General features: G+C 51.5%; 12 protein-coding genes. 8 read left to right on the forward strand and 4 right to left on the reverse strand.

Annotated features, from left to right (window positions below):
* The first annotated feature begins 52 nt into the window (after nucleotides 1–52).
* From AACY98_RS11550 to AACY98_RS11580, 7 genes are all read left to right on the forward strand, one after another.
* A complete protein-coding gene (locus AACY98_RS11550) occupies nucleotides 53–961 on the forward strand; it encodes a phosphoribosylaminoimidazolesuccinocarboxamide synthase (RefSeq protein ID WP_339805230.1) in 909 nt (302 codons plus the stop codon).
* A 217-nt stretch (nucleotides 962–1,178) separates the two neighbouring features.
* Nucleotides 1,179–2,921 (forward strand): type IV-A pilus assembly ATPase PilB, encoded by a 1,743-nt coding sequence (pilB, locus tag AACY98_RS11555; protein WP_339805159.1) that lies wholly within the window; start codon nucleotides 1,179–1,181, stop codon nucleotides 2,919–2,921.
* A 67-nt stretch (nucleotides 2,922–2,988) separates the two neighbouring features.
* Nucleotides 2,989–4,206 carry a type II secretion system F family protein gene (locus AACY98_RS11560; RefSeq protein WP_126980197.1) on the forward strand — a complete coding sequence of 406 codons (1,218 nt, stop codon included), beginning with the start codon at nucleotides 2,989–2,991 and terminating at the stop codon, nucleotides 4,204–4,206.
* 38 nt (nucleotides 4,207–4,244) lie between these two features.
* Nucleotides 4,245–5,183, forward strand: a complete 939-nt coding sequence (locus tag AACY98_RS11565) for a prepilin peptidase (RefSeq protein WP_339805162.1) — start codon at nucleotides 4,245–4,247, stop codon at nucleotides 5,181–5,183.
* A 63-nt stretch (nucleotides 5,184–5,246) separates the two neighbouring features.
* Nucleotides 5,247–5,861 carry a dephospho-CoA kinase gene (gene coaE, locus AACY98_RS11570; RefSeq protein WP_339805164.1) on the forward strand — a complete coding sequence of 205 codons (615 nt, stop codon included), beginning with the start codon at nucleotides 5,247–5,249 and terminating at the stop codon, nucleotides 5,859–5,861.
* Between the two features lie 122 nt (nucleotides 5,862–5,983).
* Nucleotides 5,984–6,742: a cell division protein ZapD gene (gene zapD, locus AACY98_RS11575; protein WP_126980194.1), complete on the forward strand. Its 759-nt coding sequence runs from the start codon at nucleotides 5,984–5,986 to the stop codon at nucleotides 6,740–6,742.
* A 47-nt stretch (nucleotides 6,743–6,789) separates the two neighbouring features.
* Nucleotides 6,790–6,984, forward strand: a complete 195-nt coding sequence (locus AACY98_RS11580) for a DNA gyrase inhibitor YacG (RefSeq protein WP_339805166.1) — start codon at nucleotides 6,790–6,792, stop codon at nucleotides 6,982–6,984.
* On the opposite strand, the gene mutT is transcribed toward AACY98_RS11580, so the two are convergent.
* From mutT to secA, 4 genes are all read right to left on the reverse strand, one after another.
* Entirely contained in the window at nucleotides 6,966–7,391 is a 426-nt protein-coding gene (mutT, locus tag AACY98_RS11585) for an 8-oxo-dGTP diphosphatase MutT (protein ID WP_339805168.1), read from the reverse strand. The genes AACY98_RS11580 and mutT overlap by 19 nt on opposite strands.
* The gene (locus AACY98_RS11590) at nucleotides 7,391–8,278 is read right to left on the reverse strand and encodes an ATP-binding protein (RefSeq protein WP_339805170.1); all 888 of its coding nucleotides are present in this window, start codon (nucleotides 8,276–8,278) and stop codon (nucleotides 7,391–7,393) included. Before AACY98_RS11590 ends, mutT begins: the two co-directional genes overlap by 1 nt.
* Nucleotides 8,275–9,504: a bifunctional glutamate N-acetyltransferase/amino-acid acetyltransferase ArgJ gene (argJ, locus tag AACY98_RS11595; RefSeq protein ID WP_339805172.1), complete on the reverse strand. Its 1,230-nt coding sequence runs from the start codon at nucleotides 9,502–9,504 to the stop codon at nucleotides 8,275–8,277. Before argJ ends, AACY98_RS11590 begins: the two co-directional genes overlap by 4 nt.
* 246 nt (nucleotides 9,505–9,750) lie before the next feature.
* Entirely contained in the window at nucleotides 9,751–12,495 is a 2,745-nt protein-coding gene (gene secA, locus AACY98_RS11600) for a preprotein translocase subunit SecA (RefSeq protein ID WP_339805232.1), read from the reverse strand.
* Nucleotides 12,496–12,698: 203 nt separating this feature from the next.
* On the opposite strand from secA, the gene AACY98_RS11605 reads away from it, so the two are divergent.
* Nucleotides 12,699–13,061, forward strand: coding sequence for a hypothetical protein (locus AACY98_RS11605; RefSeq protein WP_339805174.1), 363 nt, complete (start codon nucleotides 12,699–12,701; stop codon nucleotides 13,059–13,061).
* The last annotated feature ends 18 nt before the right edge of the window (nucleotides 13,062–13,079 follow it).

Genomic DNA, 13,079 nt, shown 5'->3' on the forward strand with positions numbered 1-13,079 from the left:
AACAACACTCTGGCAAATGCATCATGTGTTTTTGACTGCCTGAAAGACCATGATGAACTCCACCGTTCTTGATCCTGCCATTTCTTCTCTCCCCTTGCTGTCCAAAGGCAAGGTCCGTAACAACTATGCTGTAGGAAAGCACCAGATTCTGATGGTTGCCAGCGACCGGCTTTCCGCTTTTGATGTCATTCTGGATCAGCCCATTCCGGGCAAAGGCATTTTATTGACCCAGATGGCCTTGTTCTGGTTTGAGCGGCTCAAACACATTGTGCCCAACCATCTGACAGGGATTGACCCTCAGACCGTTGTCACAAAAGAGGAAATCCCCCAGGTTCAAGGACGCGCCATGCTGGTTAAACGGTTACAGCCGGTCATGGTTGAAGCGGTGGTGCGAGGCTATCTGGCCGGCAGCGGCTGGAAAGAATACCAACAATCTCAAACCATTTGCGGCGTTGGCTTGCCAGCGAGCCTGCACAATGCCGATCAGTTGCCAGAACCCATTTTCACCCCCGCCGCCAAAGCGGCAGTGGGAGAGCATGATGAAAACATCACTTTTGCAGAAATGTCCAACCGCATTGGCACCTCTTTAGCCCGGCAGATTCAGGACATTTCCATCCAGCTGTACCAGCAGGCAGCAGCCTTTGCTTTGACCAAAGGCATTATCATTGCCGACACTAAATTTGAGTTTGGCATTGATGACAATGGCCAGTTGACGCTGATGGATGAAATCCTGACCCCGGACTCCTCCCGCTACTGGCCTGTGGATGGCTATGAAACCGCGCATGCTGCTGGACAAAACCCGCCCAGCTACGACAAACAGTTTGTACGTGACTGGCTGGAAGCCGTCCGCATTGACGGAAAGCCGTGGAATAAACAACCTCCCGCCCCCACCCTGCCCGAGCAGGTCATGCAACAAACTGCCATGAAGTATCAGGAAGCATTTACAAAGCTGCAGAGCTGATGCGGCAAAGCCAGAAAAGGGCTGGCTTGACCAACAGATGCTTTCTTTTTACTTTGCATCATTGTGTTGCAGATAAATTGTTATTTTGGTGCATTTTTGCGCATTTTTGAGGTGTGATTGACACGTATCTCCCTTTATATTGCTTGCGAACCTATGCTTTGCGCTTAATTTAGCATATCATTTAGTTTGCGTTATTTTGTTTTTACCTGTAACGGTTATGGCTGATTCAACTTCTTTTGCCAGTCCACAGGAGGGCAATATTCAAATCCCCCCTGTCGCGCGTAAGCTCATCGATGAAAAGCAACTGACACAACAGCAAGCTGAGCAATTGCTGGCGAAAGCCCATGGGAAAAATGGCAGTTTCATTGGCGAACTGATCGATGCCCATATTGTCAATGAAGCCATCCTCGCGCACACCATCTCCACATTGTTTTCAATGCCTTTGGTCGATATCAGTGCCATTGACCTGCAGAAAATACCGAAGGACAAAGTTGACGTTAAACTGATGAGAGACTTTCAGATTCTGCCCCTGAGTATCCGGGGCAGCAATCTGGTTATGGCAACTGCAGATCCGACTCTGAGCGAAGTACAGGAAAAAATCAAATTTACTTCGCAGATGCCGGTAGACTGGGTCATTGCCGAAGCCGACAAGCTTAAAACAGCCGTTACCGGCGCGACAAAATCAACAACCGAATCACTTAAACAGATTGTTGGCAATGAGCCTTTTGACTTTGGTGAAATTGCCGCGGCTTCAGCAGACGAACCGCCACCGCAGGAAGATGAAGTTGATGAAGAAGACGCGCCTATCGTGCGTTTTCTGCATAAGATGCTGGTTGACGCCATTGAGATGAAGGCTTCTGACTTGCACTTTGAACCGTATGAGTTTTCTTACCGGGTCCGCTATCGTGTGGACGGCGAGTTACGGGAAATTGTCCACCCGCCGGTTGCCATTAAAGAAAAACTGGCGTCGCGTATCAAAGTGATTTCGCGCATGGACATCTCGGAAAAACGTGTTCCTCAGGATGGTCGTATGAAACTGCGCATCAGTGCAGATAAAGTCATCGACTTTCGTGTCAGCACCTTGCCAACGCTGTTTGGCGAAAAGATTGTGATCCGTATTTTGGATCCGTCATCTGCCACACTGGGCATTGAAGCATTGGGCTATGAGCCGGAAGAAAAGAAACGCCTGCTGGATGCGATTGCCCGGCCTTACGGCATGATTCTGGTGACCGGTCCGACCGGCTCCGGCAAAACGGTTTCGCTGTATACCTGTTTAAACCTGCTGAATAAACCCGAGGTCAATATTTCCACTGCAGAAGACCCTGCTGAAATCAACATGCCCGGCATCAACCAGGTCAACGTGAATGAAAAAGCCGGGTTGACGTTTGCGGCGGCGTTACGGTCTTTCCTGCGTCAGGATCCTGACATCATCATGGTGGGGGAAATTCGTGACCTAGAAACGGCCGATATTGCGATTAAGGCGGCCCAAACAGGTCACTTGGTGATGTCTACGCTGCACACCAACGATGCGCCCACCACCCTGACCCGTTTGCGCAACATGGGTGTTGCCCCATTTAATATTGCATCCAGCGTCCTACTGATCACGGCCCAGCGTCTGGCTCGGCGCCTATGTCCAAAATGCAAGGTCCCGGCAAATATTCCAAGGCAAACCCTGGTACAAGCCGGCTTTCGCCCGGATGAAATTGATGGCACCTGGCAGCCCTATCGCCCGGTTGGTTGTCCTGCATGCAATAATGGGTATAAAGGCCGGGTAGGTATTTACCAGGTCATGCCAATTTCAGAAGAAATTCAGCGCCTGATTCTCTCTGATGGCACAGCCATGGACATTGAAGCGCAAACCATCAAAGAAGGCATCAGAACATTACGCCAGTCGGGGCTGGTCAAAGTCAAAGCAGGATTAACCTCCTTGGAGGAAGTGGAAGGGTGCACCAACGAATAAAACAAATGGTGCCGATTGGGAATTTTATATAATAGTTGCAATATACTCGAGGGAACGGGAGTGATATATGGCCACAGCAAGATCAAGACAAGTGCCAGAATTGTATTTTGATTGGACCGGAAAAGACCGGCGCGGCAAAGTCATCAAGGGTGAGTTGCGTGCACGTGGTGAAGCTGCGGCTACCGCACAGCTTCGCAGGCAAGGCATTATTGTCACCAAAATACGCAAACGCCGCACCAGCCGTGGCAAAAAGATCACGACTGCGGATATTACCGTATTTACCCGGCAATTGGCGACCATGATGCGGGCCGGTATTCCTTTGCTGCAGGCCTTCGACATTGTCGGGCAAGGGCACCCCAACCCCAGCATGTCACGCCTGCTGGACTCTATCCGTAAAGACATTGAAACCGGTACCAGTATGGCCAATGCTTTTCGCAAGCACCCAATGCAATTCAATGCGCTCTACTGCAACCTGGTAGAAGCAGGGGAAGCCGCCGGTATTCTGGAAGGCCTGTTAGACCGCTTGGCGCAATACCTTGAAAAAACGGAAGACCTTAAGCGCAAAATCAAATCCGCCCTCATGTATCCTGCCGTTATCATTTTAGCGGTGATTGTTGTGGTTGCAGTGATGATGATCTTTGTGATCCCTACGTTTAAAACCGTTTTTGAAGGCATGGGAGCAGAACTTCCTGGACCAACCCAGTTTGTCATGAGCATGTCTGAATTTTTTGTGGCTTACTGGTGGGTCATGCTGGGGATTATCATTGGTGGTGGCTACTTCTTTTTTCAAGCATATAAACGCTCCGAAAAACTGCGTAACCGCATCGATAAATTCTTATTGAACATGCCCATGTTCGGCCCATTGGTCACCAAATCTGTCATTGCCCGCTGGACAAGAACACTGGCCACCATGTTTTCCGCTGGGGTTCCATTGGTAGATTCACTCGATTCAGTGGGAGGAGCCTCTGGCAACGCGGTTTACCGGGAGGCAACCCGTAAAATTCAGCAGGATGTAACCACCGGTACCAGCCTGACCATGGCAATGAGCACTGCCGATGTATTCCCTCCATTGGTGCTGCAGATGACTGGCATTGGCGAAGAGTCCGGCGCGCTGGATGATATGCTGGGCAATGTCGCTGATTTTTATGAAGCAGAAGTAGACGAAATGGTCAAGGGGCTGTCATCAATGATGGAACCACTGATCATTATTCTTCTTGGGGGTGTTGTTGGGGCGCTGGTCGTTGCCATGTACCTGCCGATCTTCAACCTCGGAAATATCATGTAATGATTGAAGCGCTAATTGCTTTACCGACAGGGGCCTTCGTGGCTCTTGTTGTCATTTTGGGATTGCTGATCGGCAGCTTTCTCAATGTTGTGATTTACCGCCTGCCCAAGATGATCGAACGCGATCAGGATGAGGCCATTGCAGAAGTCATTGAACAGAAAATCACAGGCAACGCTGATCTGGACTTTCTCCCGCTATCATCAACCTGCCCGAATTGTCAGCACACATTCCGCTGGAGCCAGGGCATTGCGGTCTCTGCCACAGAAACTGCGCCAAAAAAGTCATTTAGTCTGACTTACCCGCCATCAGCCTGCCCGCATTGTGGTCACAAAATCCGCTGGTGGGAAAATATTCCTGTCATCAGCTGGCTATTCCTGCGTGGCCGCTGCTCATCGTGTAAGGCACGCATCAGCTTCCGTTATCCTCTGATCGAACTGTTAACTGGCATTCTTTTTGGTGTGGTCGCCTGGCACTATGGAGCCACCATACAAACCATTCTGTGGTGTTTTTTTGTGGCCATGAATATCGCCATTGCCATGATCGACTGGGATACCACCTGGCTGCCGGACTCTCTCAGCCTGACATTAATGTGGGCCGGTTTGCTGGCAGCCTTGACAGGCTGGAGTATCCCTGTAGCCGGTGCAATGTGGGGTGCTGTATTTGGTTACATGATTTTATGGATCGTGGCTACGCTGTTCAAGCTGTTAACCGGGCGTATCGCCATGGCCAATGGCGACTTTAAAATGCTGGCCGCACTGGGTGCGTGGTTTGGATGGGAATTTCTATTACCTATTTTGCTGGCGTCTTCATTGGTAGGGGCAGTTACCGGTCTGACACTGAAGGCCATTCAAAGTAAAACCGGCCTGTTTGAAGGTAAATATATTCCTTACGGCCCTTTTCTTGCCGGGGCAGGCCTTCTCATTTTGATCTGTTCACCCAGCCGAATTCAAGCATGGTTTCCTTTTCTCTTTTTCTAAAGACCCAATAGAGATATTTTCAGGAGCGTTTGATCATTTCTACATGATGAAGGAGACTGTGCAATGACAACATTGCGCGCTGGCCTGACAGGCGGCATAGGCAGCGGAAAAAGCACCGTCAGCGCTATTTTTCAGCGTCTGGGTATTCCCGTCATTGATACTGACCAGATCTCACGCCATCTGACCCAGCTTCAAGGTGCGGCCATCCCGCACATCAAAGCTGTCTTCGGCCATACGTTATTTGACGCGGATGGCAGCTTATCCCGCCAGCGGTTGAGAGAACTGATTTTTAGCTCTCCTTCTCATAAAAAGCAATTAGAAGCTATTTTGCACCCTCTCATCCGGGAAGAAGCCGAAAAACAATTTACGCAATATGCTCATCAATCCGATGTCGTCGTATTTGATATTCCACTGCTTGCACCTGGCAGTGTCTGGCTGCAAGGTCTGCAACGCATCCTTGTCATCGACTGTCAGGAGCAGACCCAGGTTCAGCGCGTAGTTTCCCGTTCCGGCTGGTCTGCCCAGCAGGTCAAGGCCGTCATTGCACAACAGGCCAGCCGAGAACAACGCCTGAGCATTGCCACCGATGTGATTGTCAATGACGATATCACACTGGCTCAACTGGAGCGTCAGGTTCAAGGCATATTGGACCGGTGGCGCCAGCCCGGCACGGCTTAACCAGCAGGCCGATCAACCGCAAACTAGCATACACATACCCTGCAATACACATGCATGCATCAGATTGTGCACAATATGTCAAAATAAGCTTTGTCCCTACGCATTTGAAATAAAGGTCTTTTGTGATTCTTTACGAACACCCCTTCAATGAACGTATCCGTACCTGGCTCAGGCTGGAGCGCCTGTTTGTTTATTTGGGAACACTGATCAGGCGTGAAGAACTGATCGACCACCATTACGCTTTGCATACCTTGTTTGAAATCATGGATGTGGCTTCCCGCTCAGACCTCAAGGCAGATATTCTGACTGAGCTGGATAAGCAAAAGCAAATGCTGAATTCACTGCACGGCAACCCGGCCATTTCGGAAGAAACGCTGGCCCAAGTCATTGGCCAGTTGCAAGCATGCTATGACTCCCTCAACCAGCAGGGCAGCATCCGGGCCGGCACCGAACTTGCCAATAACGAATGGCTGATGGCGGTCCGCAATCGCATGTCCATTCCAGGGGGTACGTGTGAGTTCGACCTGCCGGCCTACCATGCCTGGCTGCATTACCCGGCCAAGGAGCGTCTGGCCAATCTTTATGGATGGGTCGCACAAATGGCTCCTCTGGCTGATTCGGTGACCAACCTGCTGCAATTATTGCGTGATGGTGGTATTTTTCAAAAAGCCCTGGCAACACAGGGGCAGTTTGAACTTTCGTTACCCCCTGGTCGTACTTTCCAGCTCCTGCGCATTATGATTGATGAGCGTACAGGCTTATTGCCGGAAATCAGCGCCAACCGCCTGTTGATTTCATTACGCTGGGTCAGACAGGATGCCAACTGGAAATTACTCTCCGTCAAAGAAGATGTTGATTTTGAATTTGCATTGTGTGCCTGAACCTGTGTCAGTGATCTGTTATTGCCCTGAATAAAAGCGAAAAAACAATGGCCACACCCCCTACCTCACGCCAAGTCAAATGCCCTCGCTGCGGTAAAACGACGTTATACAGCCAAGACAACCGCTGGCGTCCGTTTTGCAGTGAACATTGCTATACACTAGACTTGGGGGCATGGGCCAGCGAGAACTACCGGATCAGCGAAAAAGGAGACCCGGATTCACCTCAGCAGGAAGAACCGTAAACCCCCTCTGCTGACAGCCAGTCCAAGATCGGGAATGCACCCGGCAAAACAGGTGCTACGGTTAAAGGAAGATGTTGCCAGGCAAATTGCTGTCCTTCACGCATCTGCAACGCTCCTGTCCAGGCATTCACTTTGCACCAGTGAAGCCGAACCAGATTGTGCGGGTAATCATGTTCCGTTACTTTCCATATCTGTGCCGCACCGATGAGTACCCCCAGCTCCTCCTGCAGCTCGCGGCGCAACGCCTGCTCCACCGTTTCCCCCGCTTCCAGCTTACCGCCGGGAAACTCCCAGTAACCGGCCATGGGCTTTCCTGACGGGCGTGACGTCAGCAATAACTGGCGATCAGCAGAAATTAAAATACCTACAGCAACATCAATCCGCTTTTGCGTTTTTTCACTGTTCATCAAAAAGATCTTTCCGTTGCCTGGGCACGCCCGGCATAATCACGCGCAAACTGGTAGGCCACCCGTCCTGAACGCGATCCACGCTCCAAAGCCCATACCAGCGCTTCAGCATTCGCCCGTTCAATATGCTGGGGTGACACCTCAAAATGCAGCAACCATTGCCGGACAATCGCCAGATACTCATCCTGGCTAAACGGATAAAAACTCAGCCACAGGCCAAAGCGCTCGGACAAAGATACTTTCTCTTCAACCACTTCACCCGGATGCAGCTCACCATCTGCGGTATGGCGGTAGCTGTCATTGTCTGACATGTACTCAGGCATCAGGTGGCGCCGGTTGGATGTCGCATAGATCAACACATTGGCACCTGTTGCGCTGACACTGCCATCCAGTATAGATTTCAGCGCCTTGTAACCCACTTCGCCTTCATCAAACGAAAGATCATCGGCAAAAATAATGAATTTTTCCGGCCGTTCGCTTACACATTCGACCAGGTCAGGCAGATCCATCAGGTCAGTCTTGTCCACCTCAATCAGACGCAACCCCTGGCCTGCAAAAGCATTCAGGCAGGCTTTCACCAGGGAACTTTTCCCCGTCCCGCGCGCTCCGGTCAGCAGTACATTATTAGCCAGCCGGCCCTGTACAAACTGCTCCGTATTGCGTACCAGCCGTTCTTTCTGCGCATCGGTCACTGCAATATCACTCAATTGAATTTCAGCAACATGCCGCACCGGCTCCAGCACGCCATGGCCTGATGCTCGCTTGCGATACCGGAATGCTGTAGATGCATTCCAGTCCGGCGCACGCAATGGTCCGGGCAGCGCATCTTCAATGCGCACCATCAACTCCTCTGCCCGCAATAAAAACGCTTTCAATTCCGGTGTCATGATCGGTAATCCGCATTGATGGATACATAATCATGACTCAGGTCACACGTCCATACGGTTGTTGATGCCGCACCGCGCCCCAGTTGCACCCGCACTGCAATTTCTGCTTGTTTCATGACACGCTGTCCGTCTTCTTCCTGATAATCCGGATGACGCCCGCCACGGGTCACCACATGCACATCATCAAGGAATAATTCAATCTGGTTTTGGTCAAGGTCTGCAATACCCGCATAACCCACAGCTGCCAGAATGCGCCCCAGATTCGGGTCACTGGCAAAAAATGCGGTTTTCACCAGGGGTGAATGGGCTATCGCATATGCCGCCTGGGCACACTCCTGCTCGTTTTTCCCACCTTCAACAGTGATGGTAATGAATTTGGTCGCACCTTCACCATCACGGATAATGGCCTGGGCCAGCGTCTGCGCCACCTGTTTCACCGCAGCATACAGTTTCCGGCCTGCTTCACTAGCCAAACTGTCAATCACCGTCTTTCCACGTCGCTGGGTTGCCATGACAATGAACGAATCATTGGTCGACGTATCACCATCTACCGTAATGCGGTTAAATGATGCATTGGCAGCCTGTTGCACCAGTTGCTCCAATGCCTCGGCTGAAATTTTGGCGTCCGTTGCCACAAACCCGAGCATGGTCGCCATATTCGGGTGAATCATGCCCGAACCTTTGCTGATGCCGGTCACCGTGACCGTCTCACCATCCAGTTCAATCTGTACCGATGCCGCCTTGGGGATGGTATCGGTCGTCATGATCGCGGTCGCAGCATCCATCCAGCCGGCTTCACGCCCATCAGCAACCGCCGCAGGCAATCCAGCAACCAACCGATCTACCGGGAGCATTTCCATGATCACCCCGGTTGAAAAAGGCAACACCTGTTGCGCATTGACCTTCAAAAGCTGAGCCAGCGCCGCACAGCTTTGTTGCGCCGCAGCCAGTCCGGCTTCCCCTGTTCCGGCATTGGCATTGCCGGTATTGATCACCAGTGCGCGTACCGCGGCACTCTGCGCCAGATGCTGCCGGCATACCTGTACCGGTGCCGCACAGTAACGGTTTTGCGTAAAAACGCCGGCAGCCAAGCTGCCTTCAGCCAGTTGAATCACCGTCAGGTCTTTTCGCCCCGCCTTGCGTATACCCGCCTGCGTCACACCCAGTTTGACACCAGCTACGGGGAAAATTGCCTTGGGATCAGGAGTGCTGAGATTAACCGCCATTTTTGATATCCTTTATGACCTCTCAAAGTTTATTATTTTACAACGCTTACAGCCGCCTGCCCGTTAAATAGTTTGCGTGGTCAAAAGCTGTACTGCCGTAATAAAAATCGCATCCATTTAGCACATTCAACTTGATGCCTTCTGTCACGCCTGCGCTGATGTCAGCGTTTTACTTTTACTTTAAATTCAGCGTACATGAAAAAAGGGGCTTGCGCCCCTTTTCCCTTTTCAAAACAGAGACACGCATCAACGCAGCCGTCCATGGCATTGTTTGAATTTTTTGCCGCTGCCGCACGGGCAGGGATCGTTGCGCCCGACGCCTGCGTAAATATCATTCACCATGGTGGACGGGTCTGTCAATGACTCAACCCCGCCCGTATCGGTCGGCGCGGTATACGTCAGGTTATGTACAGCAGGTGCCGGTGGCGCACTCAGGTTCACCGGTTGTTGTTCTTCCGGCATCTGGATCTTGACCCGCATCAGCACACGCGTGACCTCATCGCGGACCCGGTCCAGCATCAGGCCAAACAACTGGAATGCCTCACGTTTGTATTCCTGCTTAGGCTGCTTCTGGGCATACCCGCGCAGGTGAATCCCCTGACGCAGATAATCAAGTGCAGCCAGATGCTCACGCCAGTCGTTATCCAGTGTCTGCAGCAGAATCGCTTTTTCAAAAGGCATGAAATTGGCTTTCCCTACCAGTTCCACTTTACCGTTAAAGGCCTCATTGGCAGCCTCAAGTACTTTTTCCAGCAAGTCCTGCGCATCAAAATCCGAGCTGTCCCCGATAATGGCTTTCAGGAACACATCCAGATGGAACTCATCGTGCAAGGCACGCTCAAGCCCGGCCAGATCCCATTGTTCTTCCAGACTTTGCTCAGGCACATACATGCGGACCATATCGGTCACCGCATTTTCGCGCATGGTACTGATATGCTCCGTCACATCTTCGGTGTCCAGAATTGCATTGCGCAGTTCATATATGGCACGGCGCTGGTCATTGGCCACATCATCAAAATCCAGCAACTGCTTGCGGATGTCAAAGTTGCGCCCTTCGACCTTGCGCTGTGCGCTTTCGATAGAGCGTGTCACAATGCCCGCCTCAATGGCTTCGCCGCGCGGTATCTTCAGACGCTCCATGATCGCACGTACCCGGTCTGCGGCAAAAATACGCAGCAACGGATCATCCAGGCTCAGATAAAAGCGCGATGACCCCGGATCACCCTGCCGCCCTGAACGGCCACGCAACTGGTTATCGATACGACGGCTTTCATGACGCTCGGTCGCAATGATGCGCAAACCGCCCAGGCTGATCACCTGCTCATGCAGTTGTTTCCATTCATCACGCAGAGCCTGAATACGCTGTGCCTTCTCTGTGTCTGAAATGCTTTCATCCACCTCAATGGCTTCAATATCTTTCTGGATATTGCCCCCCAGCACAATGTCGGTACCACGGCCAGCCATGTTGGTCGCAATGGTAATCATCTTCGGACGCCCGGCCTGGGTAATGATATGCGCTTCTTTTTCATGCTGTTTGGCATTCAGCACCTGATGCGGGAGCTTGGCCTTGGTCAGCATCGCGGAAATCAGCTCCGAGTTTTCAATCGATGTGGTGCCAACCAGCACCGGCTGCCCGCGCTGGTAGCATTCGCGAATATCTTCCAGCACCGCCTCATATCGTTCATCAGAGGTTTTATACACGCGGTCCAGATTGTCCACCCGCTGGCTGGGTTTGTTCGGTGGAATAATAACGGTTTCCAGACCATAAATCTGCTGGAACTCATACGCTTCGGTATCTGCCGTCCCGGTCATGCCACCCAGTTTTTCATACATGCGAAAGTAGTTCTGGAATGTGATCGAGGCCATGGTCTGGTTTTCGGCCTGAATCTTCACCCCTTCTTTGGCTTCCACCGCCTGGTGCAACCCTTCCGACCAGCGCCGACCCTGCATCAAACGCCCGGTGAATTCATCCACGATGATCACTTCGCCATCCTGCACCACATAGTGTTGGTCGCGGAAATACAGATTATGTGCACGCAGCGCTGCATACAAATGGTGAATCAGCGCAATATGCTGCGGGTCATACAGCGACGCGCCTTCGGTAATCAGCCCCTGCTGTACCAGAATGCTTTCCGCTTTTTCGTAGCCCTGATCCGTCAGCGTCACATTGCGCGATTTTTCATCAATGGTAAAGTCGCCCGGCTCAATCACGCCTTCACCGGTACGCGGGTCTTCTTCACCAATCTGCTTTTTCAGTAGCGGTGCAATCTGATTCATCTGTAGATACAGCGTTGTCTGGTCTTCAGCCTGACCGCTGATGATCAGCGGCGTTCTGGCCTCGTCAATCAAAATGGAGTCCACTTCGTCGACAATCGCATAGTTCAACTTACGCTGTACACGCTCATTCTTGTCATAAACCATGTTGTCGCGCAGATAGTCAAACCCATACTCATTGTTGGTGCCATAGGTCACATCCGCAGCGTAAGCAGCCTGTTTGTCCTCTTTGGGAATATAGGCCATGTTAATGCCCACCGTCAGCCCCAGAAAGTTATACAGCCGCCCCATATCCGTCGCGTCACGCCGTGCCAGGTAATCATTGACTGTCACCACATGCACGCCCTTACCGGCCAGCGCATTCAGATACACCGGCAATGTGGACATCAGCGTTTTACCTTCACCGGTGCCCATTTCCGAAATCTTGCCCTGATGCAGCGCAATGCCACCGAGCATCTGCACATCAAAATGCCGCATTTTAAGAACCCGCTTGCTGCCTTCCCGCACAACAGCAAACGCTTCGGGCAGCAGGCTGTCCAGAGTTTCACCCTTTTGCAGCCGGTCACGGAACTCATCTGTTTTCGCCCGCAACTGTTCATTTGTCAGGCTTTCCAGTTGAGGCTCCAGCACGTTGATCTTGGCAACAAGTTTGCGGTACTGTTTCAACAAACGGTCATTGCGACTACTGAAAATCTTGGTAAGGAAATTGGCCATAATGCTCGAAGGTGATCCATCAGGCATCACCCCCGGTGTTCTTTCAATTAAAAACTAAATAATATGTCAGACTTTAAACCTTAAGGGGTTTGCCACCTGCCACCCAGTCAATCTGTCGATTTTACAGCCTGTAGCCAATTATCTGGTCATAACTGCTATATTTCACATATATCTGTGCATTTTTACCTGCAAAAGTTCGTCTTTTTATGAAATCCCGTCATCCCGGTGCCCGAACTGTTCAGCAAGTGCTTGACCAGTCCCCCGCACTGACACAATTAACTGCGCGCCTGCAACTATCGAAACAATGCCTGCAGGCTGTACTACCCCTTATCGCCCCGGCCATGCGCAAAGCCGTACATGCCGGCCCGGTAGAATTTGGCACCGACACCACGCCCGCCTCTGGCGGCGAAACCGCAGCCGCGCCTCATGCTTACTGGGTACTTTTAGCCGATAATGCTGCTGTGGCAGCTAAACTACGCCAATTGCAGCCCCTCATGCTGCAATCACTGGGAAAAACCGGTATCTCCCTACAGGAAATCCGCATACAGGTTGTTCCCCCTACAACGTAGCGATTCTGTACTTTGCAA

It is taken from the genome of Saezia sanguinis, assembly GCF_963921665.1.
Lineage (GTDB): Bacteria > Pseudomonadota > Gammaproteobacteria > Burkholderiales > Burkholderiaceae_C > Saezia > Saezia sanguinis.

Excerpts from the sequence above, each read along its gene's own strand:
- mutT (WP_339805168.1), bottom strand. The coding sequence starts at position 7,391 with ATGAACAGTGAAAAAACGCAAAAGCGGATTGATGTTGCTGTAGGTATT.
- pilB (WP_339805159.1), top strand. The coding sequence starts at position 1,179 with ATGGCTGATTCAACTTCTTTTGCCAGTCCACAGGAGGGCAATATTCAA.
- AACY98_RS11550 (WP_339805230.1), top strand. The coding sequence starts at position 53 with ATGAACTCCACCGTTCTTGATCCTGCCATTTCTTCTCTCCCCTTGCTG.
- AACY98_RS11605 (WP_339805174.1), top strand. The coding sequence starts at position 12,699 with ATGAAATCCCGTCATCCCGGTGCCCGAACTGTTCAGCAAGTGCTTGAC.
- coaE (WP_339805164.1), top strand. The coding sequence starts at position 5,247 with ATGACAACATTGCGCGCTGGCCTGACAGGCGGCATAGGCAGCGGAAAA.
- argJ (WP_339805172.1), bottom strand. The coding sequence starts at position 9,504 with ATGGCGGTTAATCTCAGCACTCCTGATCCCAAGGCAATTTTCCCCGTA.
- AACY98_RS11590 (WP_339805170.1), bottom strand. The coding sequence starts at position 8,278 with ATGACACCGGAATTGAAAGCGTTTTTATTGCGGGCAGAGGAGTTGATG.
- AACY98_RS11580 (WP_339805166.1), top strand. The coding sequence starts at position 6,790 with ATGGCCACACCCCCTACCTCACGCCAAGTCAAATGCCCTCGCTGCGGT.
- AACY98_RS11560 (WP_126980197.1), top strand. The coding sequence starts at position 2,989 with ATGGCCACAGCAAGATCAAGACAAGTGCCAGAATTGTATTTTGATTGG.